This window comes from Candidatus Edwardsbacteria bacterium (assembly GCA_018821925.1).
Taxonomy (GTDB): Bacteria; Edwardsbacteria; AC1; order AC1; family EtOH8; genus UBA2226.
In genome coordinates this window covers 1-21562 of sequence record JAHJLF010000061.1, presented here as the reverse complement: position 1 = coordinate 21562, position 21562 = coordinate 1, and the positions used below count along the sequence as shown (strand labels likewise).

Sequence of the window (21562 nt, the reverse complement as noted above, 5' to 3'; positions counted from 1 at the left end):
TTCAAATAATAATTAGCCACGGTAGCTTCTGATGTGGAGCACCCCGATGAAATCGGGGGTGGCGGCAGTTCAAAAACAACAATTAAGCCACGGTAGCTCAGGTGGTAGAGCAGGGGACTGAAAATCCCCGTGTCGGCAGTTCAACTCTGTCCCGTGGCACCATAAAGAGCCGGGAGTAACATCCCGGCTTCGTTTATAGGTGCAGTTATGGGTAAATGGTTTGTCTATATCTTACAAAGCGCAAAGGACCGTAGGTTTTATATCGGGAGCACATCCGATATTGAGAAACGTCTGGCCAAGCATAACGCCGGTGGGGTCGATGCCACAAAGTATAGAAGGCCTCTGGCATTGGTTTATAAAGAAGAATTGCCGTATAAAATCACTGCCATGACACGGGAAAGACAATTAAAGTCACTTAAAAGCCATAAAGCTATTCAAGCGCTTGTAGATAATGGTAGAGCATCCCGATGAAGTCGGGTGTGTCGGCCGTTCTCAGCTGGCAACAATGATATACATAAATAAAGCCGGGAGTGATATCCCGGTTCTTTTTTTAGGACGCTGATTAACGCAGATATTTATGATATTGTACAGTCGGGCGTTTATCTCCTGGTAGTTACAAGCCAGCTCATGGAAGCCTGCCTGCCTCACAGGTTAAAGACAGGGAAAATGTTTAATTTTTTATCCTTTTAGATTGACAGAGCAGGCCCATAATAGTATAATTTTAGGAGTTAAGCAAACACTCTGTAATCTATAAAACAGCAATAATTTAAGGAGAAACAAAATGGCTAAAAGGATCTCGGTTCTATTGACGATTTTAACGATTATTTCGGCATCATTTGCCTTGGCTCAGACCGAGGAACCGGTCGATCAGCCGGCTGCCACCAGTGCTTTTGGCGCCCAGATGATGGGCGGGCTGGGAGTGGTGATGATAGACGGCGATATGTATTACCGGGTCCAGTTGGTTCCGGAACTGTCGTTCTCCAAGATCGGTCTGGGTCTGGATGTGGACCTACTATTCAACAACGACGGCATTCGCAAGGAGGACTGGAACCCCAAGAGCCGCTGGGTGCGGATAATCCGTTATGCCCGCTGGGGGCATAAGCACGACCGGGTCTATGTGCGGGCCGGGGCGTTGGATGCCGCCACTTTGGGGCACGGTTCCATCATGTACCGCTATGGCAACCAGGTCAACGATGCCGACCGCAAGATAGGAATGGAGCTGGACCTGGACTTCGGTATGGCCGGCTTCGAATCGGTGGTGTCCAACTTCGGGCGGGCCGAGATCTACGGCGGCCGGGCCTACGTGCGGCCCCTCAAATCCACCGAAATACCGATCCTCAAGAATTTCGAGGTGGGCGGTACGGTGGCCAGCGACCTGGATCCCGACCAGAGATCCGGTACCGACGACGGGGTGACGGTGTTCGGATTCGACCTGGGCCTGCCGATCATCAACACCAGCCTGCTTTATACCCAACTGTATTACGATTTTGCCAAGATCAAAAGCTTCGGCTCCGGCAACGCTGTGGGCATCTCGGCCGACCTTAAATTCCCCGGGAATATCCTGATCTTGTCCTCCAAACTGGAGCAAAGATTTTTGGGCCCCCGCTACCTGCCCCAGTATTTTGACCGTTTCTACGAGGTGGAACGTTATCAGTTGTTCGACACCATCCCGGTCTGGAAGAGCTACATGCTGAATTACCTGACGGAGAAGCGCAACGGGACCTACGGCGAACTGGCGGCCACCCTGGTGGGCAAGCTGACCATTCTGGGAAGCTACCAGGCCATCCATAAAGTACCGTATAGCGGCGTGCTTCATTTCGGGACGGACCTGTCCCAGCTGATCCCCAATAACAAAATGGAGATACGGGCGGCCTACGATCAGAAGGGCATCAACGGGACCAAGGACCTGTTCACCAATAACGAGAACACCCTGGTGACGGTGGAGGGCGGCTATCAGGTGTATTCCCATGTGATGCTGTACCTGACCTACCTGAAGACCTACGAAAAGACCACCCAGGACGATGCCGGGAACACCATTCCGGCCTACTATAAGTCGGTGGAGAAATTCTCGCCCCGCCTGGCGGTCAAGTTCAACTTCTAAATTCCGGCCCCAAAGGTCATCTTTCTACGGGATGAATGCCATGTACCGGCATATAAGCTCTTTTTTAGGCAGCCTGGCGAATTTCGTCTTTCCTCCCTTTTGCAGTCATTGTCATCTGCGGGCTCCGGAAGGGCTGGCGGGCGGAATCTGCCAGGACTGCTGGAGCACGGTCAAAATTTGGAAGAACGGGCAGTGCCAGCGTTGCGGCCAGCCGGCGGCTGAAGCCGAATCTCTATGTCAGCATTGTCTCATTCCCGACTGGGGCTGCAACGATATTAAAACCCTCGGGCCTTTTGAGGCCCCGCTGTCCGATGCCGTTCACATGCTTAAATATTCGGATGCTAAAAGCGTATCCCGAAGGCTGGGAGCCATGATGGCCAAATGCGTTGTCTCCGATCAAAGATACAATAAAGCGGACCTGGTTCTGGCCGTGCCGCTCCATAAAGCCCGGAAAAGGGAGCGGGGATACAACCAGGCCCAGCTTCTGGCCGAACAGCTGGGAAAATCGCTGGGCATACCCTCTCCGGAAGGCCTGGTAACCAGGGCCAGGCATACCAGATCCCAGACCACCCTGAACAAGGAACAAAGGCTCAGGAACGTTGAAGGAATATTTGCCGTGCATAATCCTGACAGAATCAAAGACAGATCCATAATACTGGTTGATGACGTGTTGACCACCGGGGCCACCATAGGCTCATGTGGTCAATCTCTTTTATTGGCCGGGGCCCGGGAGGTCCTGGCTATGACGGCGGCTGCCGCGCCGTTGTGATCGGGTAATTTTAAGGGGGCCTGGTTTGGGTTTTACCGCAGAGACGCAGAGAAGTTTATTAATTATTCTATTGCCTGCCAGCCGAAGACTTGGCAAAGGCTGGTCATTCCCGCTAAAGCGGGAATCCAGACAGATAATCAAAAAGCCCGATTTCGGTTGACATGCCCGTGGGGTAGTGCTAAACTAAAATTTGACAGTTTATAAGGGGTCTTTTATGAAAGAAATATCCATTCTGCAGAAGCACCGGTCTAACTACCAGCCCAAACTGCCGCCAGTTTTCATCCAAAAAGAGACATCGGTCAAAACCCGGGAAGGAGAACAGGCGGAGCCGCAGTCCGACCAGAAGGCCATCAACGAAAGATTTCCCAGGACATACGGGCTTCCATTGCTGACCTTTGAGACTACCGGGAGAACCGAATTGCCGGCCATCAGGGTGGGGGTGGTGCTTTCCGGGGGGCAGGCTCCCGGCGGACACAATGTCATCGCCGGACTGTTCGACGCTATAAAGCAATTCAATAACAAGAGCGAGCTCTACGGCTTTCTGGAGGGGCCCAGCGGACTGATAAATAATAGGCACCTGCTGCTGACCGAAGAGATCATGGACCAGTACCGCAATACCGGGGGGTTCGATATCTTTGGCTCGGGCCGCACCAAGCTGGAGAAGGAGGCGCAGTTCGACCAGACGGCAGCCACCTGCCGTTCGGCCGGGATCGGGGCCATCGTCATTATCGGCGGCGACGATTCCAACACCAATGCCGCCATGCTGGCGGAGTATTTTCTGCAGAAGGATATCGATATAAAAGTGATCGGCTGTCCCAAGACCATCGACGGCGACCTAAAGAATAAACAGATCGAGATCTCCTTCGGCTTCGACACCGCCACCAAGGTCTACTGCGAACTGCTGGGCAACATCCAGCGGGACGACCAGTCGGCCAAGAAATACTGGCATTTCATACGGGTGATGGGCCGAGCGGCCTCGCACATCGCCCTGGAATGCGCCCTGCAGTGCCATCCCAACATCACCATCATCTCCGAGGAGGTGGCCGACAAGGGCCAGCGCTTAAAGGAGATCGTGGAATATATCGCCGGGGTGGTCCGGGACCGCTCCCTGAACGGCATGGATTACGGGGTGGTGGTGATCCCCGAGGGGCTGATAGAGTTCATTCCGGAGATCAAAATACTTATCGCCGAGCTGAACGATCTGATGGCCGATCACAAGAACTTTTTCAACGGCCTGCCCACTCCAGAGGACAAGCACCAGTTCATCAACAAGAACCTTACCGCCCAGTCGGCCCAGGCCTTCGCCTCGATCCCCCAGGAGATCCAGTGGCAGTTGTTGGAGGACCGCGATCCCCACGGCAACGTCCAGGTATCCCGGATCGAGACCGAGAAACTGCTGATCGACATGGCCGGCGACCTGCTGAGGGAATGGAAGGCCGAGGGAAAATTTTCCGGCAAGTTCAGCCCCCAGAACCATTTCTTCGGCTACGAGGGGCGCTGCGCCGCACCCTCCAATTTCGACGCCGATTACAGCTACAGCCTGGGCTATGCCGCGGCGGCTCTGGTGGCCTGCGGGAAGACCGGCTATATGGCGCAGGTGGCCAATCTGGCCGAGCCTCCGGGCAACTGGGTGGCGGGCGGCATTCCCCTGACCATGATGATGAATCTGGAACGCCGGCAGGGCCGGGACGCCCCGGTAATAAAGAAGGCCCTGGTGAACCTGAACGGCGGACCGTTCAGGGAATTCGTGCGCCAGCGGGAGGGCTGGGCCAAGGGCAATGAGTACATCTATCCCGGGCCCATCCAGTATTTCGGGCCGGCCGAGGTCTGCGACCGCACTACCATGACCCTGGCGCTGGAGCAGGGCGAGGACATCCTTAATATCCTGCAGGGGCTGGATGTTTTGCGGGACTCCGATGTCTTTTCCGAGCTGGGCCCGGAGGCCATCATTCATCTTTTGAGCCTGGTACAGCGGCTATACATAAAACCCGGACAGGTGGTCATCCGCCGGGGCGAGCTGGGGCAGTGCTTTTACATCGTGATGGACGGCGAGCTGGAGGTGATGGGCAAGGACGACAAGACCCCGGTGGCCACTTTGAAGAAAGGCGACCCATTCGGGGAGATCGCACTGCTGACCGATGTGCCCCGGACCGCCAACGTGGTGGCCAGGACCGACGGCAGCGTGCTGTTTTTGGATTCTTACAGCTTCAAGGATTTTCTGGCCGAGTTCAGCAACCTGGGCGACCGGCTGGAGAAACTGGGGGCGGAGAGGCTAAAGGAGCTTGAGGGGAAAGGGCAGGAATAAATAATCAACTCACCCCCCAACCCTTCTCTTGCCAAGAGAAGGGCAAAAGGATGAGTTCGAAACAGTAAACTATAATCCATGTCAGGAGGAATATCATGCCTTTAGTCGGAACTCGCGAAATGTTCAAAAAGGCCTATGATGGTGGGTACGCCGTCGGGGCCTTCAACGTCAATAACATGGAACTGCTACAGGCCATAGTGGACGCCGGCACCGAGGAGCGTTCTCCCCTGATCCTGCAGGTATCGGCCGGGGCCCGCAAATACGCCCGTCAGGAATACCTGATCCACCTGGTCAAGGCCGCCATGGAGACCACCGACATCCCGGTGGCGTTGCACCTGGATCACGGCGACAGCTTCGAGCTGTGCCAGGCCTGCGTGGACGGCGGCTTTTCATCGGTGATGATAGACGCCTCGCATTTCCCCTTCGAGGAGAACGTGGCCCTCACCAAAAAAGTGGTGGACTACGCCCACGCCAAGGGAGTGCCGGTGGAAGCCGAGCTTGGCAAACTGACCTCCACCTCCGACGAGCCCGGGGCCCGTGAGGCTGTTTACACCGACCCGGACGAGGTGGTCGAATTCGTCAAAAAGACCGGATGCGATTCGCTGGCCATCTCCATAGGCACCTCGCACGGGGCCTATAAATTCAAGGGCGAGGCCACCCTGGACTTCCCGCGACTGGAGAAGATCCAGGGCCTGCTTCCGGGGTACCCCATAGTCCTGCACGGGGCCTCGTCGGTTCCGGCCGATCTGGTGGATATCTGCAACAAGTACGGCGGCAAACTGCCGGGCACCCGCGGGGTGCCGGAGGAATTTCTGGCCCGGGCCGCCAAGATGGCGGTCTGCAAGATCAACGTAGACACCGACCTGCGAATCGCCATGACCGGGGCCATCCGCAAGGTCTTTGCCGAGAACCCTTCCGAGTTCGATCCCCGCAAGTACCTGGGCCCGGCCCGGGAGGCGGTCAAGCAGGTGGTCAAGGGCAAGGTCAAACTGTTCGGCTGCGCCGGCAAGGCGTAAACAATATCTTTACTTTGGCGTCCCTTTTTTCGCTACAGATGTGAATGTAGGCAAGTGGGGGTCCGGGGGCGCAGTGCGGAATAACGCCAAAAGCAATACAAAAATGATCAATGCTCCGAAGCCAATGCTCTTTTCATCAAAATTGTTGATTATATAAGCATTGAGTTAAACATTAAGCCCTGTGCCCCCGGCGGGTCTTTCGCCCTTTCTGCCCGGACAGAAAGGGCAGGAGGAGATTATCCGTTTTTAAACCGTCTGATGCTTTCTATTATTGTTCTTTTTCTTTTTTGTGCCGCCAAAATGAAAAAGAACCAAAAAGAAAAAAGCTCGTCGCTGAAAAATTATCCGGGCGCTGCGCTTCTCGAAGCCACCTAAATTTGTCAAACACAAAGAAAGGTAGAAGTCCTGTTCACTGACAAATTATTAACGGCGTCTTCTGGGATGCTCTCTGATAATTTTGAGGCGACATCAGCATCACGCTATCGAAAATAAATTTACCAAGGTTAGTAATAATATTTTAAGGAGGAATGGTATTGGGCGACAATTAACGTCCTTTTTAGATTGCCTGAATTCAATAATTAAACAGAAAAGGAGCGTGAACATCATGAGTACCGATATCAAAAAATCACTTCGGGAACTGACTAAGATGCAGCCCGGCGAGGGCTATGTGCTGAGCGTCTATGTTAACGCCACCCCGGATGGCAAGGGCCGAAGGAATTACAATATTTTTCTCAAGAAGAAATTCAGCGAGATAGAAAAAAGCTTAAAGCCGCACAGCCCCGAAGCGAAAACCTTCCCGATTGACGTCAGGGAGATCAACCGTTATTTGGAGGGGGAACTAAAGCCGGAGAGCAAAGGGGCCGCTATCTTCATATCCCAGCACAAGAAAATATTCAAGACCTTCCAGACGGTGCTTCCCCTGACCAACCGGGTGATAGTGTCCCGGGTGCCTTTCATCTACCCCCTGGCCAGGATGTCCGATAATTACTACCCTTACGGCGTAATTATCAGCGACGAGAAGCAGGCCAGAATGCTGAAGATATATCTGGGCCATCTGGAGGAGGAGGCCGACATAATCACCGCGGCCGACGACATCTCGGCCAAGGGCTACGAGACCAGGAAGGGTCGGCTGGGCCTGTCCGACGAGAAACATCAGCGGCATCTGAAGGACCTCAGGGCCAAACATATCAAAAGTACCATCCGGGAGGCTCAGAGATTTTTCAACGGCGACATCGCCCATCTGCTGCTGGCCGCTGAGAACGGAACTTTGGCCGAGATCAACAGGCAGCTGCCGGCCGCGCTAAAGAACAAGGTGATCACCACCGCCAAATTCGATATCAAATCGCCTAATAAAAAGGTGCTGGATGAATCTCTGAAGCTGTTCAAGGACTTGGAGAATCAGGAATCCCAGAGGATCGCCCGGGATGCCGTGGTGCTGGCCAAAAGCAAGGGGGGCCGGGCACTGCTGGGCACCAGGGCCATTCTGTCTGCCCTGCAGGACGGCCGGGCCGAAACCCTGGTGATAACGGAAAAATATTCCGGGCAGGGCTGGCAATGCGCCGACTGCCTGATGCTGGGGGCCTTGGGCAAACCCAAGGTATGCATCTATTGCGGCGGCAAGGCCATCGACAAAGATCCGGACATGAAGGAGGAGATGGTGGGCCTGGCCCTGAGACACGGGGTCAAAGTGGAATTCGTGGAGGGGGCCCGGGAGTTGGAGGCCAACGGCGGGATCGGGGTTCTGCTCAAAAACAGATAAATATAAAACCATATTTGCCCGGAAAAGCTTATAATTCAATTTTAAGGAGAGCCATATGCCGGTGATCACCATATCCAAAGAACACGGGGCCGGCGGCAAGCAGATATCCCAGGACCTCGCCCGGGCCCTGGGTTATGAACTGGTGGACAAGGCCATGATTGTCAAGGTGGCCCAGAACGCCAAGGTGACGGCGGAGAAGGTGGAGAAATTCGACCAGGAGGACTACGATTCCATGAGCAAGTACCTGAACGGACTGCTGCTGGCCAATCCCTCTCTCTACTCCGGGCTGGGGTTCGAACTGCCGATGGCCGGGCCGGGGATCCTGCCGGCGGGATATGATTTCTTCGATGCCGAGCAATATCTCAAGTTCACTCAGGCCATGATGGAGAATCTCTGCAGCAAGGGGAGTGTGGTGCTGGTGGGCCGGGGGAGCCAGGTGTTCCTGTTCGACAAACCGGGCTGCCTGCACTTGCGGCTGGCTGCGCCCCTGGATTACCGGATCAAGCGGGTGATGGAAAAGCAGGCCGTCGGCGAGAAAGAAGCCAAGGACCTGATACACAAAAAGGACAAGGCCCGTTCGTCCTACATCAAGGATTTCTACCAGCGGGACTGGAACGACCCCGCTTTGTACCATCTGATGATCAATACCGCCAGGATAAAAAGCCAGGGGATCATCGCCATCGTCAAGGAAGCCATAAAACTAATATAAGAGCTTATCCTCAAATAACAATTTGGGCATAAACGACTGCAAAACCGCCATACAGCGTCACGCTCATTTACCGTATCGCTACGGATACGCTTCACTCGCGTTCCTTGTCTGGCAGCTTTTCGCACGTTTATGCTAGCCCAAAGCTTATTTAAAGATAAACTCTAAAACTTTAAACACAGGAGAGACTACTATGGGTGTAAAAATTGGTATCAACGGTTTCGGCCGGATCGGCCGCTTGGTGATCAGTGCTATGGCGGAGCAGAAAATACTGGGCAACCCCCTGGACGTGGTGGCGGTGGTGGATATCTCCACCGATGCCAGATATTTTGCCTACCAGCTGAAATACGATTCGGTCCACGGAAAATTTCCCGGCGAGATCAGCACCGCCAAGAGCGACCCCTCGCTGGCTGAGGATGATGTCATTATCGTCAACGGTCACAAGATCAAATGCATCATGGCCACCAAAGATCCCGCCCAGCTACCCTGGAAGGACCTGGGAGTGGAGCTGGTGATTGAGGCCACCGGCCTGTTCACCCATTCCGACAAGGCCCAGGGACACCTGGCGGCCGGGGCCAAAAAAGTTCTGATCACCGCACCCGGCAAGGGCGAGGTCAAGACCATCGTGCTGGGGGTCAACGAGAAAGAGTACGATCCGGCCAAGCATGATATCGTCTCCAACGCCTCCTGCACCACCAACTGCCTGGCTCCGGTGGTCCACGTGCTGATGAAGGAGGGGATCGGGATTGAGAACGGCCTGATGACCACCATCCATTCCTACACCGCCACCCAGAAGACGGTGGACGGGCCCTCCAAAAAGGACTGGCGGGGGGGCAGGGCGGCGGCCATAAATATCATCCCCAGCTCCACCGGGGCCGCCAAGGCGGTGGGAGAGGCCATCCCGGCGGTCAAGGGAAAGATGACCGGGATGTCGTTCCGGGTGCCCACCGCCGACGTTTCGGTGGTGGACCTGACCTTCCGCTCCGAGAAGGAGACCTCCATCGAGGCCATAGACGGCCTGCTGAAAAAGGCCTCGGAGACCTATCTGAAGAATATCCTGGGGTACGCCGACGAGGAGATGGTTTCCACCGACTTCATCCATGACAAGCGCTCGTCCATCTACGATTCCTTAGCCACCCTGCAGAACAATCTCAAAGGCGAGAAACGGTTCTTCAAGATAGTCAGCTGGTACGATAATGAGTGGGGATACTCCTACCGGATTGCCGAGCTGGCCAAACTGATGATTGAAAAAATGTAACCGGAGGCTTAAAAGGCGCCGCATAGCTCTGTGTTGTGCGGCGCCGTATTTGTATCCATGCAAAAGAATTTTAGAATAACGATTCTCACAATAATTTTCGCCGGGCTCTCTTTTTTCTCCAATGGCGCAGCCCAGGAATTGCAGATATTCCAGACCAATTCGACCAACGGACATCTTTTCCCCTGCCGCTGCCCCAGCGAACCCAAGGGCGGATTGGCCAAGCAGGCCACGCTGATTAAAAAAATGGCCGGCGGCCGGGAATATCTGTTGCTGGAATCGGGCGATATCTTCGGCCTTAGTTCCGATCGGGCTGACGACTCCTTGATGCTGGCTTGCTATCAGGCCATGGACTACCAGGCGGTGGCCATCGGCGACCAGGAACTGGCCAAGGGGGGCGAGTATCTTTTAGGCCTCAAGGGCAAATTTACCGTGCCCTTTCTCTCTGCCAATCTGTTGTATCAGGGCGATCCGATAACCGAGGCCTATCGGGTGATCACCTTTGGCCGGGCTAAAACTAAAATAGCCCTGATCGGGCTGATATCCGATAAAACCCTGAAATATTATCCCCGGGAAAAACTGGAGGGGATCAAGATCCTTCCGCCCGATTCGACCCTCAGGGTCCTGATCGACAGTTTAAAAAACAAAGTTGATCTATTTATACTGCTCTCTCACTTGGGCTTTGAGGAAGAGCTTGAGATCGCCAAAAAATTCCCAGAGCTTTCGTTGATCATCGGGGGCCACAGCCAGACCCAGCTGGAGCAGCCGCATTACGGCAACGGGGTGCCGATAGTAGAATCCGGGGCCAGCGGCAGGCGCCTGACCAGGACCATCCTTAGCAAAACCTCGGGCAAATGGGCCCTGGCCGAGTCCGGGCTGTCCGGCATCACTTCCGATCTGCCGGACCACAGGGACATCTTTAAGATAATCGGGCCCGGCCCGGATCACGCCTATGCCAGCCAGCCGGATATCGCCCTAAAGCCCGACAAAGCGGTGGTCCATATCTTCGTGGCCCCTGACTGTCCGGACTGCAAGGATCTGGAGAAGGGCCTCTTTGCCAGGATATCCCGCCAATATTCCGGCCGTCTGAAAATCCAATACCACGACGTCAACGATCCCGGCGAATACAAACTGCTACTGGGTTACGAGAGGTTGCTTAATGACCGGAACAATCAGATACCGGCGGTGGTCATAAACGACAGGATATTAGGCGGGATAGGGGAGATAGAAAAAGAACTGGAAAAGCTGATCAAGGAAGCCATAAGCCGGGGATCGATGGAGAAGCCGAAATCCAATAGCCCGGCAACGCGGGAAATGACCGGCAGGAAGCCTGGACAGATGATGGAAACGGTGTTGGTTGACAGCATCTATCTGGCCTTTGTCACCGATCTGCGCTGCCAAAAGTGCGGCCGGGCCGAGTATATGCTGAGAGCCCTGCAGGCGGAATATCCCAACCTGGCGGTCAAAAAATTCGACCTCCAGGCCAGGGAGGATAAGGTCGTCATCGAGGCCATGGGGATACTATACGATCTTCCAGGCAACAAGAGAATGATAGCCCCCAGCGCTTACATCGGGGACGATAATCTGATAGGCGAGCAGATAAATGACGCTTCCCTGGCCGCCCTGATCGCCAAACATTCAAAGGGCACCAAGCGGGTCCCCTGGGAGGATGCCAAAAAATATACAACCCAGGCCGGCCAGAGCATCTTCGAGCGTTTCAAGTCCTTCGGCGTGCTGGGGGTGATGGGGGCCGGCCTGCTAGATGGCATCAATCCCTGTTCGCTGGCGGTGCTGGTGTTCTTCATCTCCTACCTGGCCTTTGTGGGCCGTAAACGCTGGGAGATCCTGGCGGTGGGCATCTCTTACACCCTGGCCGATTTCCTGGTATATTTTATGATCGGCGTCGGCGGGCTGTCCTTCCTGCTATCATTGAAAGCCCTGCCGTTACTTAGTCGTATATTATACTGGACGGCCGTTGTGGCCGGTCTTGTTCTGGCGGTCTATAATTTCAGGGATTATCTGAAAGCGCGCAAAGGCGACCTGTCCGGCATGGATCTGCAGTTATCCACCAAAACCAAACAGCGCATTCATAAGGTGATCCGCGATCGGATGGGGGCTGGCGGGCTTATCGGCGGAGCTTTTATGGTGGGGCTGATCACCTCGGTGCTGGAGTTCGCCTGCACCGGGCAGGTATACCTGCCCACCATCGCCTTCGTCAGCCAGATATCTTCTGCAAAATATCAGGCCTACGGCTATCTGCTGTTATACAACCTGATGTTCGAAGTGCCGATGATCATTACCTTTGTCATCGTTTTCTGGGGGGTGTCCTCCAAGACCATAGCCGGATGGGCTCAAGCTTCGGTGGCCGGGGTCAAGCTGGCCACCGCCATATTGTTTACGGTGATGAGCCTGGCATTGGTTCTGATTTTGCTGAATTAATAAATTTGACCCTAAATGAGGTTGATATACAGTTTGTAGCATGTAATATTTGTAAATTGTAGTGTTGCAATGGTAGAATTCCGGTTCTTTGAGGCTTAGCTTCTTCATCCGCTTTCTCTTTGAAGAGAAAGCTCCAAAGCATGCCCTGAGTTATATCAATATTTGGCTGACGAAGGGAGAACTTTCGCTGCACCGCTGCCCTGGAGCCCCAAAACCAGCTGCCTAAATGTCTTGATCACGAAACACGGCACCCGCAGGCAAAACATTCTTAACGGCAGCTTTTGCCAGGCAGCAGCGCTGATGCGACCCAACCTCTCCCTGCCTGGCGGCTTCCCTCCCCGCTGCGGGGAGGGAGTGTGGGTGGGGTCAGCCTTTCAGTGAAGCGGCTCACACTTCAGCCCCGATAAAGCAGTCATTGTGTCATGAACATCCTGCTTGTTCTGGTTCAATGACTGCCGGGGCGTAGGCCTTGCTATCCACGGAGCTGGGCGGCAAAGACTTCCTTCGACAAGGCAGGCATGATGTCCCTCTCAGGACGGCGTCTTTGGTTCCTTTCTTAGTCATAAGAAAGGAACAGTAAAGATATTGCTGAAGCAATTTCGAAAACACTAAAAACCAGAAAAATATAATATTAAAAGAGAGTTATGCCGAGTAATTATTTTCAACAAAACAAAGACTATCTTATGGCCACCGTCGTAGGACTATTGGCCGGGTGGCTCGATCTTCTTCATGTCAGCTGGGTGTTGACCGCCTTGTTGGTGTTGTTTGGCGGTGCAGCTTTAGGACATTTCTTCGAACGGCATCCCCGTAGCCTGGCCTTCTCACTGGGATTCGGACCGTTTCTGCTGCAATTGTTGGCGCTGATGTTCGATTGGATGCCGGCTTTCAAGCAAAACCTGTTCTTCTCCCTGCTGGCCCTGATCCCGGCGTTCATCGGAGTCTATGCCGGGCGATTGTCCATCAAATTAAAAAAATAGCCATCGGGTTTTGGCCGGACACCAGATAAACAAATATATCAGATTGACCGGATATGAACAGCGGCTCCCAAGACAGCTTTAAGAAAAGCCCCAGATACAAGAGACCGATGCTCTGGCTGGAGTCGGCCGGATCCGGCGCTTATTACCCTTACGAAATAATCGACCGAAAGATCGACACCCTGGAAATAATCGGCGAATGGAACCAGATGGGGGTCTTGTTGCGGCGCTCCCTGAAGGCCTTGGAAGTGTTCGAGGACAAGAGGATAATTGCCGAGGCCTACAGCCGGCTGGGAAGCCTGAAGGTCAACCAGGGGGAGTATTCGGAGGCCGGCGAATTATTCGATAAATCCCTGGAGATCTTTAGAAACACCGAGGACAAAAGGGGACAGGGCCGGGTGCTGTGCAACATCTCCAACATTTACCATAACCGAGGGGATTTTAACCGTGCCTTGGAATGCCTGGGCGAATCCCTGCGATACGCCGAGGAGCTGGGGTGGAAGCAGGGGATCAGCCGGGCCATCGGGAACATGGGCATCATGTATTACGAAAAAGGCGATTTCAACCAAGCTATAGAACACTATCAAAAGGCCATGGACATCTCCCGGGAACTGGGCGACCAGGAGACCGAGACCATCTCGGTGGGCAATATCGGTATGATCTATCAGGAGAACGGCGATTACCCCAAGGCTCTGGATTATTGCACCCGCTACCTGAAGATGGCCCAGCGGCAGGGGAACAAGCAGGTAATAAGTTATGCCCTGGGAAACATAGGTTCCCTCTATTTTGAGATGGACGAATTGGAAAAGGCCAAAAATTTCTTCAGGCAATATCGGGAAATCTCCCTGGAGCTTGGGGACAAGCCGGGGCTGATAGTGGCCTGCGACGACATGGGTGTCACCGAGATGTTCCTGGGGAACTACCGGGCCAGCCAGGAGTATTTTGACAAAGCCCTGGAGTTGACCGAAGAACTGGGCAATATGGAGAACCTGGCGGTCCTGATGGCCAACATGGGAAAGTTGCAAACCAGGCTGGGACGGATAGAGCAGGCCGAGGAATATTTTATTAAGGGGGCGGGCATTGCCCAAAAGACCGAGAATAAATTCCAGCTGTCGCAGAACTATTATTTTCTGGCCGGCCATTATTTTAAGACCGGGCGTTACCAGCTTGCCCGGGAGAATAATCAAAAGGCCCTGGGACTGGCTATGGAAACCAACTGCCAAGATGTGATCATAAAAGCGGGCATACTGGAGAACCTGCTGCTGGCAATGGACGACAGGCCCGGAGCCGTTGCCGGTCTGGACTCCATACTGCCGGATGCCCCGGCAGATAAATACAAAGCGGAAATAAACTATCATCTTTTCAAACTGACCGGCCAGGAGGCAAACAGGGAGGCCGCCGCCGACCTTTACCGGGAGCTTTGGCAGAAATCGGGCAATATCGATTACCGGGACCGGCTGAAAGAACTGCAATCATCCGTGAAATAAAATAAAAGGGAACAATGAAAGAACTGATCATTAAGAACGTGAAGATAGGCAACGGAAATCCGCTGGTCCTGATAGCCGGGCCTTGCGTGCTGGAGGACGAATCGGTGGTGATGAGGACCGCCGAGGAGATAAAAAGGATCACCGAAAAGCTGAAGATAGGCCTGGTGTTCAAGGCCTCCTACAAAAAGGACAACCGCTCGTCGGCCAAGAGCTATCAGGGGCCGGGACTGGAGGTCGGGTTGAAAATGCTGGAAAAGGTCAAAAAACAGTTTGATGTACCGGTACTCTCCGATGTCCACTATCCCGAGGAGGTGGCTGCCTGCGCCCAGGTGTTGGACATCATCCAGATCCCGGCCTACCTGTGCATGCAGACAGAGCTGACATTAAAAGTTGCCCAGACCGGCAAGGTGGTCAACATAAAAAAGGGACAATTCCTGGCCCCGGAGGACATGGGGCACATCGTCAAAAAGATCGAGGAGGCCGGCAATACCAACATTCTTCTGACCGAGCGGGGCAGCTGCTTCGGCTACCACAACCTGGTGGTTGATTTCAAGTCCCTGCCCATAATGCGCTCGCTGGGCTATCCGGTGGTGTTCGACGTCACCCACACCATTCGCAAGTACGGCAAACCGTCCAGCGATCCGGCCGGAGGTAGCCCTGAGTTCATCGAACCGCTGGCCCGGGCCGGGGTGGCCTGCGGCTGTGACGCCATCTTCATCGAGACCCACCCCAAACCCTGCGAGGCCAAGTGCGATGCGGCCAGCATGCTGGAACTGTCGAAGTTGGAGCGGCTGCTGGAGAGCCTGATCGAATTGGATCAGGTGGTCAGGAAGCACGTTTAACCACAAAGACACCCCCGCTTTTACGGGGTTCACGCATCTTATTTTTACTAGTGGCTCTCAGGGCACAAGGAAAGTACTTGAAGCTAAAATGTCATTCCCGCAACAGCGGGAATCCAGGCCCATGGATACCTGCCTTCGCAGGTATGACAAAAAATAAATCATGCAGCCAAAACCAAAGGAGTAAATAATGAAAAAGATCACACTCATTTCAGCCCTGGTGCTGATCGCTGTCAGCGCCTTTGCCCTGCAGACCATCGAGCAAAAGACCCCCATCTCACAGGTGGTCATCTATAACGACCGGGTGGAGATAACCCGGATGCACAAGACCGGCTATCAGCCGGGGGAGTATCAGTTCAAAATGACCGACTTGCCGTCCTCGCTGGACGAGAACTCGGTGCGGGCCTCCGGGAGCGGCACGGCCGAGGTCAAGATAAACGGGGTGAAGATCGAGACGGTGTACTTAGACACCACCACCAACCAGAAGTACAAGGCCCTGGAGGATTCGGTGGAACAGCTCAAAGAACAGCAGAAGATATACGACGACCGTTACAGCCTGCTGCAGAAGGAGGCCGATTATTTGGAAAAGATAAAGAATGCCAGCACTGCAGTGCCTTCAGGCAGGGAATCCGAAAAGCCCAAATCCACCACGGTCAGCGAGTGGACCGGGCTGTATAATTTCTACGACGCCAAATTCGAAGCGATAAACAAGGAACAGCGGAACATAGAGAAGAGCAAAAAGGTCCTTCAGGCAAAGCTGAACGCTCTGCAGAACCGTCTGCACAAGATATCGGCCGGGGCCAACCTGACCAAGAAGAACGTGAGCGTCAGCTTTACTGTCAAAAAGGAGGGCAGCCTGGCCTTGAGCCTCAGCTACATGATGATGGGGGCCTCCTGGCATCCCCAGTACGATATCCGGGTGTCGCCGGAGAACAAGGAGGTGGAGTTCACCTATTACGGGGTGATATACCAGAACACCGGCGAGGATTGGAAGAACGTCAAAGTAACGCTGTCCACCGCTCAGCCGTCCATCTCCGGCGCCATGCCGGCCCTCAAGCCCTGGTATGTCGACGTCTACCAGCAGTACTACCAGAAGGGGCAGGCCTCGCAAAGGGCCAAACAGAATATTGCCTACAGCAAGCAAATGCAACAAGCCCCTGCAGAGCAAATAGCTATAACAGGTGGTTTTAATGCAGAATATGGCGAGGCCGCATCTGGTGTTGTAAATACATCCCTGTCAACGTCGGATGTGGAATTCACAGGCACCTCCTATGTCTACCAGACCCCGGGTGAGAACAACATCCCCTCGGACGGCGAGCCGCATAAGATACCCATCGCCTTCGAGACTTTAAAGGCGGATTTCGAATACTCCTCGGCCCCCCGCCTGAAGCAGTATGCCTACCTGCAGGGCAAGGTCAAGAATTCCACCGAATATCCCTTCATCGCCGGGGACATCAACGTCTTCTTCGGCAACAATTTCGTGGGAAGCTCGGCCATCAACACCGTCATCCCCTCGGAGAAGTTCGACGTCTCGCTGGGCATAGACGAGGGCATCAAGATCACCCGGCAGAAGGTGAAGGACCTGACCGAGGGAAGCAAGAAGATCAAGAAGACCTACGGCTACAAGGTGACGGTCAAGAACCTTAAAAAGACCAAGGAGATACTGACGGTCAACGAGCAGTATCCGGTGTCGCGCAACGATAAGATCAAGGTCAAACTGGTGTCGCCAAAGTTCGACGACGAGAAGCTGGAATTCGGGATCAAGGAAAAGGCCAACGGTCTGATAGAATGGAAGATGGAGCTGGGCCCGCAGGAGAAGACGGAGATGGAACTGGAGTACATCCTGGAATATCCCAGCGGGGTCAGCGTAACGGGGCTGTAGACCTCACCCTACTTTCGTCTCCCTCTCCTAATGCTTTAGGAGAGGGACGGGGAGAGGTCAAATGCCTGGATTCCCATTCCCCGATCTATGTCGAGGACAAGTCTCATGGGACTGACAATAGGAAAATCAGTGATATCATTTATTTGTTTTAGCGCATTAGCGGTTCAATAAAGAAAGTAGGAAGATGAAGAGCAACAAGAAAAGCATAGTCAATCTGGGAAAGAAGGTCATTAAAACCGAGGCGCAGGCCCTGAACGACCTGGCCGACCGGCTCAATGGCAATTTCGATCAGGCGGTGGAAATCCTGTTCAACATCAAGCGCAAGGTGATCGTCACCGGGGTGGGGAAGTCCGGCCTGATCGGACAGAAGATAGCCGCCACCCTGACCTCCACCGGGGCGCCGGCCTTTTTCCTGCATCCCACCGACGCCCTGCACGGCGACCTGGGGTTGGTGCGTAAGGGCGACGCGGCCATCATCATCTCCAAGAGCGGCGAGACCGACGAGCTGTACGAACTGTTATCGGTGCTCAAGCGGGTGGGGGTCAAGATAATCGCCCTGCTGGGCAAGCTGGATTCCCCGCTGGCCGGGCTGTCCGACGTGGTGCTGGATGTATCCGTAAAGGAAGAGGCCTGCCCCCATGACCTGGTGCCCACCTCCAGCACCACCGCCGCCCTGGCCATGGGCGATGCGTTGGCTGTGGCCCTGCTGGACCAGCGCAATTTCAGCCCGGAGGATTTTGCCTGTTTCCATCCCGGCGGCGGCTTGGGCAAAAGGCTGCTGCTAAAGGTGTCCGACCTGATGCTGACCGGCAAGGATGTCCCCATAGTCGCCAGCGGATCGGGCATGAAGGAGGCCCTGATAGAGATGACCGCCAAGCGCGGAGTTACTTCGGTAGTTGATGAGAAGGGCAAACTGCTGGGCATCATCACCGACGGCGACCTGAAGCGGCTATTGGCCAAGACCAACGACATCTTTTCCTTAAAGGTGGACGAGGTGATAGGCAAGAACCCCAAGACGGTGGATCAGGAGCGCCTGGCGGTGAAGGCCGCCAAGATAATGGAGGACCACCGGGTGACCTCCCTGCTGGTGGTGGACAAGGAGAAGAAGCCGGTGGGGATCATCCATCTGCATGATATCATGCAGGCGGGAGTCTTATAGATGTTAGGGATTAGATATTAGATTACAGGGGACGGGAAACAGGGATCAGATGACAGGGAATTGATATAATGGTTTAGATATTAGATTATAAGGAATAGATATGATAAAAATAATTGAAACGTCAATTACACGAGCCGAACTGGGGAATATGGCCAAAGCCATGTTCGGCAATATGGTCAAAGCCGTGGTTGACGTGGAAAAAGGCATTATGGCCGTGGGCGGGGAACTTCATTCCGACGAAGAGGGGCTTTTACTGGAAAACGGATCAGAGCAAAAGCACCTTTGGGGAATAAATATCTATCCTGAAATAGAGGGCGAGGGGTTTATAGAATTTGATTCCATGATAAATTTAAGACCATCGCATAATAATCTAAGCCGTGGAGTTGATGACAAGGAAACCAGGGAAAAGATCATAGAAGTTGTGACAAGGTTGGTGAAATGAGCGGATACCAGCATAAGGAATTGGCGGCCGGGAGGTGGTCCACGTTAAGCTTTATGGAGCAAATGGCCAATATCGGCAGCGAGGTGGAGCGGGCCATAAACTGGAAGAACAAAGACAACCAAGAATACAGCAGAATGGCCATTAACCGCGCCCTTGAACTGTTGGAATTAACTAAATCCGATGCACGCAATGTAAAAAAACTAAAAGAATTGGGTAGGCTTTATGAGGTGTTGGTTGATTATTTTTATTTTGATAATAGCTATTCTTCCTCGGACGAGTTGTGGCATAAATATTTTTATGCCTTTAACTATGCTGCCAGGGTGAATAAGTAAAAATATAGTAAGTAAATATATTGACACCGTAGGATTAATAGTGTAATATTAGTTTAATTGTAGAAAACCTTTTAACATAACTTTAAAAAGGAGCCAGCAAGTGTGCAAAGCCAAAGGGATGAAATCCATGGTCGTTCTGCTCTTTATGGCAGGCTTATTTTGGGGTTGTAGCAAGACGGAAACGCCGACCAGCACCACTACTACGGTAACCGTATCAAAAACAGCGATATGTTTTATTGGCAATTCTGGCGGCTTGGTAACATTAGTGTCGGATCCAACGGCGGACACTTCTTTATCAAACGCAACACTTAGTTGGGGCGGGGCCAAGACCTCTCTTGTTTTTCAAGACAAATATGTTTGGATAGGTTATATCGAATTATTTGGGGACGCAGACTTGGGTTATTCTCATCAATTTAAGGATACCGTGTTAACTTTAACGGTTACATCTAACGTTGGCAATTGTCAGGGCTCAATGGCATTGCCGGACAGCGCCTATATAAATGCTCCAACTTCTGGCAGCATCCTACCAATCGGTTCCGTAACTTGCACTTGGGCAACTGCGACCCGGGCAGAATGGTATATGGTTTATTATTATGCGTATGCTTATTCTTCATACAACTATTCTTACTGGGTGGGATGGAAAGATACGATTACCACTGGAAATAGCATAACCCTACCGGCATCATATTTCAATTATCCCGACGCCCAGTATTACGAAGTTTATGCGGTTGTGTTTCCTTACCGGGGTCCTAAGCCCCAAGCCAACTCCACCGGCAACATGACCGGAACCATCAAAGGCTTTTTAGTTGGCGAAGGTATGTATGATGATATATATTTTTATGTTGGCACACCGCCAAAAGGCATAACTACTCCCAAGGTGGAGCATAAGGAACCGAGCCGCGACGAAAGAATGAATAAATATTTGGATGCGGTTATGGGGCAATAAAACATATTTCTGGTATAAATTTTGCTGTGCTATTGACATGGGGAATTACGTTTCTCTAATTTATTGACAGATAAATCGTTATAAAAGACTTCGGATTTTATCAAGCGGCCTTTTTATTAAAAAAGGCCGCTTTTTAGCTTGAAAAGGGCATGTGGCTGTGGTAAATTTAACTGTGCGAAAAAAAATAAGACGCCATATACAATACATCCTCATCCGGGCAGTTCTCTTTGTCATTCAAATGCTTCCCAGACGGGCGGCTGTCTCTGCCGCCGCCGGGCTGTCCGGCCTGGCCTGGCGCTTTCTGAAAAAGGAAAGAAGGAAAACCCTCTTCAACCTGGCCCTGATCTTTCCGGAGCGCAAGGACCACGAGGCCGTGGGGCGGGAGGTTTTCCGGAATGTGGCGGTATCGGTGGCCGATGCCTTCACCCTTTTCAGGATAACTGATGACCAGCTGAACGACCTGGTGGAGGTCGAGGGCTTGGAGCATTTCGATGCCGCCTATAATTTGGGCAAGGGCCTGGTGGTCATTACCGGGCACATCGGTTGCTGGGAGTTCATCCCGGCCTGGTTCTCCCGCCATGGCTACAAGATCAGCGTCATCGGCAAGCGGGTCTACGATCCCCGGCTGGACAGAATACTGGCCAGGATGCGCACCAGCCAGGGGGTCAACATCATCGACCGGGACAGCGGGGCCAAGGACGCCCTGCGCGCCCTGCGAAACGGCCATGCAGTGGGAATACTGATAGACCAGGACACCCGGGTGGCCAGCATAGATGTGGAGTTCTTCGGGCATCAGGCCAGCACCCCGGTGGGGGCGGCCGCCCTGGCTGACAAGACGGGATCCCCGGTGGTGCCGCTGGCCATCCTCCGCAAGCCCGATGGAAAATATTTGCTGTCCGTAAAACCGGCCATCGCCTTTGACCAATCACTGCCCAAGGAGGAACGGATCCGGGCCATGGTCCAGGAGCAGACCCGCCAGCTGGAGGATTTCATCCGGCGCGACATCACCCAGTGGGTGTGGATGCATCTGCGGTGGAAGGAAAAGCCGTGAGTTTATGATTGTCAAACGATGGGGATACGGTTGTGATGGGATGGTAATACAATTGTTTAGGTTTTTATTTCAACTTTCTAAAAATTTTATAAAATAATGA

General features: G+C 53.4%; 18 protein-coding genes and 1 tRNA gene. All 19 read left to right on the top strand.

Annotated features, from left to right (window positions below; genetic code table 11):
• Window positions 1-86 precede the first annotated feature (86 nt).
• The 19 genes from KJ869_07370 (at window position 87) to KJ869_07280 (ending at window position 21462) form a co-directional block, all read left to right on the top strand.
• Window positions 87-162: transfer RNA gene (locus tag KJ869_07370), tRNA-Phe, on the top strand.
• A 45-nt stretch (window positions 163-207) separates the two neighbouring features.
• Window positions 208-471, top strand: a complete 264-nt coding sequence (locus KJ869_07365) for a GIY-YIG nuclease family protein (protein MBU1577010.1) — start codon at window positions 208-210, stop codon at window positions 469-471.
• A 310-nt stretch (window positions 472-781) separates the two neighbouring features.
• On the top strand, window positions 782-2101 hold the full coding sequence (locus KJ869_07360) for a hypothetical protein (protein ID MBU1577009.1): 1320 nt from the start codon (window positions 782-784) through the stop codon (window positions 2099-2101).
• A gap of 40 nt (window positions 2102-2141) precedes the next feature.
• On the top strand, window positions 2142-2870 hold the full coding sequence (locus KJ869_07355; protein MBU1577008.1) for a ComF family protein: 729 nt from the start codon (window positions 2142-2144) through the stop codon (window positions 2868-2870).
• A 214-nt stretch (window positions 2871-3084) separates the two neighbouring features.
• The gene (locus KJ869_07350; protein MBU1577007.1) at window positions 3085-5175 is read left to right on the top strand and encodes a diphosphate--fructose-6-phosphate 1-phosphotransferase; all 2091 of its coding nucleotides are present in this window, start codon (window positions 3085-3087) and stop codon (window positions 5173-5175) included.
• A gap of 95 nt (window positions 5176-5270) precedes the next feature.
• Entirely contained in the window at window positions 5271-6191 is a 921-nt protein-coding gene (fba, locus tag KJ869_07345; GenBank protein ID MBU1577006.1) for a class II fructose-1,6-bisphosphate aldolase, read from the top strand.
• A 604-nt stretch (window positions 6192-6795) separates the two neighbouring features.
• Complete coding sequence (locus KJ869_07340) at window positions 6796-7950, top strand: hypothetical protein (protein ID MBU1577005.1); 1155 nt, start codon at window positions 6796-6798, stop codon at window positions 7948-7950.
• A 55-nt stretch (window positions 7951-8005) separates the two neighbouring features.
• Window positions 8006-8659: a cytidylate kinase-like family protein gene (locus tag KJ869_07335; protein MBU1577004.1), complete on the top strand. Its 654-nt coding sequence runs from the start codon at window positions 8006-8008 to the stop codon at window positions 8657-8659.
• A gap of 190 nt (window positions 8660-8849) precedes the next feature.
• The gene (gene gap, locus KJ869_07330; protein ID MBU1577003.1) at window positions 8850-9914 is read left to right on the top strand and encodes a type I glyceraldehyde-3-phosphate dehydrogenase; all 1065 of its coding nucleotides are present in this window, start codon (window positions 8850-8852) and stop codon (window positions 9912-9914) included.
• 57 nt (window positions 9915-9971) lie between these two features.
• Window positions 9972-12350, top strand: coding sequence for a hypothetical protein (locus KJ869_07325; protein MBU1577002.1), 2379 nt, complete (start codon window positions 9972-9974; stop codon window positions 12348-12350).
• A 683-nt stretch (window positions 12351-13033) separates the two neighbouring features.
• The gene (locus KJ869_07320; protein ID MBU1577001.1) at window positions 13034-13327 is read left to right on the top strand and encodes a hypothetical protein; all 294 of its coding nucleotides are present in this window, start codon (window positions 13034-13036) and stop codon (window positions 13325-13327) included.
• Between the two features lie 53 nt (window positions 13328-13380).
• On the top strand, window positions 13381-14811 hold the full coding sequence (locus KJ869_07315) for a tetratricopeptide repeat protein (protein MBU1577000.1): 1431 nt from the start codon (window positions 13381-13383) through the stop codon (window positions 14809-14811).
• A 14-nt stretch (window positions 14812-14825) separates the two neighbouring features.
• Window positions 14826-15653, top strand: coding sequence for a 3-deoxy-8-phosphooctulonate synthase (kdsA, locus tag KJ869_07310; protein ID MBU1576999.1), 828 nt, complete (start codon window positions 14826-14828; stop codon window positions 15651-15653).
• 187 nt (window positions 15654-15840) lie between these two features.
• Window positions 15841-17532 carry a mucoidy inhibitor MuiA family protein gene (locus KJ869_07305; protein ID MBU1576998.1) on the top strand — a complete coding sequence of 564 codons (1692 nt, stop codon included), beginning with the start codon at window positions 15841-15843 and terminating at the stop codon, window positions 17530-17532.
• Between the two features lie 184 nt (window positions 17533-17716).
• On the top strand, window positions 17717-18691 hold the full coding sequence (locus KJ869_07300) for a KpsF/GutQ family sugar-phosphate isomerase (protein ID MBU1576997.1): 975 nt from the start codon (window positions 17717-17719) through the stop codon (window positions 18689-18691).
• Between the two features lie 103 nt (window positions 18692-18794).
• On the top strand, window positions 18795-19133 hold the full coding sequence (locus KJ869_07295) for a hypothetical protein (GenBank protein MBU1576996.1): 339 nt from the start codon (window positions 18795-18797) through the stop codon (window positions 19131-19133).
• Window positions 19130-19465 (top strand): hypothetical protein, encoded by a 336-nt coding sequence (locus KJ869_07290; GenBank protein ID MBU1576995.1) that lies wholly within the window; start codon window positions 19130-19132, stop codon window positions 19463-19465. The genes KJ869_07295 and KJ869_07290 overlap by 4 nt, the downstream gene beginning before the upstream one ends.
• A gap of 100 nt (window positions 19466-19565) precedes the next feature.
• Window positions 19566-20411 carry a hypothetical protein gene (locus KJ869_07285; protein ID MBU1576994.1) on the top strand — a complete coding sequence of 282 codons (846 nt, stop codon included), beginning with the start codon at window positions 19566-19568 and terminating at the stop codon, window positions 20409-20411.
• Window positions 20412-20583: 172 nt separating this feature from the next.
• A complete protein-coding gene (locus tag KJ869_07280; GenBank protein MBU1576993.1) occupies window positions 20584-21462 on the top strand; it encodes a lysophospholipid acyltransferase family protein in 879 nt (292 codons plus the stop codon).
• The last annotated feature ends 100 nt before the right edge of the window (window positions 21463-21562 follow it).

What these genes read in the sequence shown, in the direction of transcription:
- KJ869_07340 (MBU1577005.1), top strand. Translation starts at nt 6,796, where the DNA reads ATGAGTACCGATATCAAAAAATCACTTCGGGAACTGACTAAGATGCAG.
- KJ869_07325 (MBU1577002.1), top strand. Translation starts at nt 9,972, where the DNA reads ATGCAAAAGAATTTTAGAATAACGATTCTCACAATAATTTTCGCCGGG.
- KJ869_07355 (MBU1577008.1), top strand. Translation starts at nt 2,142, where the DNA reads ATGTACCGGCATATAAGCTCTTTTTTAGGCAGCCTGGCGAATTTCGTC.
- KJ869_07365 (MBU1577010.1), top strand. Translation starts at nt 208, where the DNA reads ATGGGTAAATGGTTTGTCTATATCTTACAAAGCGCAAAGGACCGTAGG.
- KJ869_07320 (MBU1577001.1), top strand. Translation starts at nt 13,034, where the DNA reads ATGGCCACCGTCGTAGGACTATTGGCCGGGTGGCTCGATCTTCTTCAT.
- fba (MBU1577006.1), top strand. Translation starts at nt 5,271, where the DNA reads ATGCCTTTAGTCGGAACTCGCGAAATGTTCAAAAAGGCCTATGATGGT.
- KJ869_07360 (MBU1577009.1), top strand. Translation starts at nt 782, where the DNA reads ATGGCTAAAAGGATCTCGGTTCTATTGACGATTTTAACGATTATTTCG.
- KJ869_07300 (MBU1576997.1), top strand. Translation starts at nt 17,717, where the DNA reads ATGAAGAGCAACAAGAAAAGCATAGTCAATCTGGGAAAGAAGGTCATT.
- KJ869_07350 (MBU1577007.1), top strand. Translation starts at nt 3,085, where the DNA reads ATGAAAGAAATATCCATTCTGCAGAAGCACCGGTCTAACTACCAGCCC.
- KJ869_07315 (MBU1577000.1), top strand. Translation starts at nt 13,381, where the DNA reads ATGAACAGCGGCTCCCAAGACAGCTTTAAGAAAAGCCCCAGATACAAG.
- KJ869_07290 (MBU1576995.1), top strand. Translation starts at nt 19,130, where the DNA reads ATGAGCGGATACCAGCATAAGGAATTGGCGGCCGGGAGGTGGTCCACG.
- kdsA (MBU1576999.1), top strand. Translation starts at nt 14,826, where the DNA reads ATGAAAGAACTGATCATTAAGAACGTGAAGATAGGCAACGGAAATCCG.
- KJ869_07335 (MBU1577004.1), top strand. Translation starts at nt 8,006, where the DNA reads ATGCCGGTGATCACCATATCCAAAGAACACGGGGCCGGCGGCAAGCAG.
- KJ869_07305 (MBU1576998.1), top strand. Translation starts at nt 15,841, where the DNA reads ATGAAAAAGATCACACTCATTTCAGCCCTGGTGCTGATCGCTGTCAGC.
- gap (MBU1577003.1), top strand. Translation starts at nt 8,850, where the DNA reads ATGGGTGTAAAAATTGGTATCAACGGTTTCGGCCGGATCGGCCGCTTG.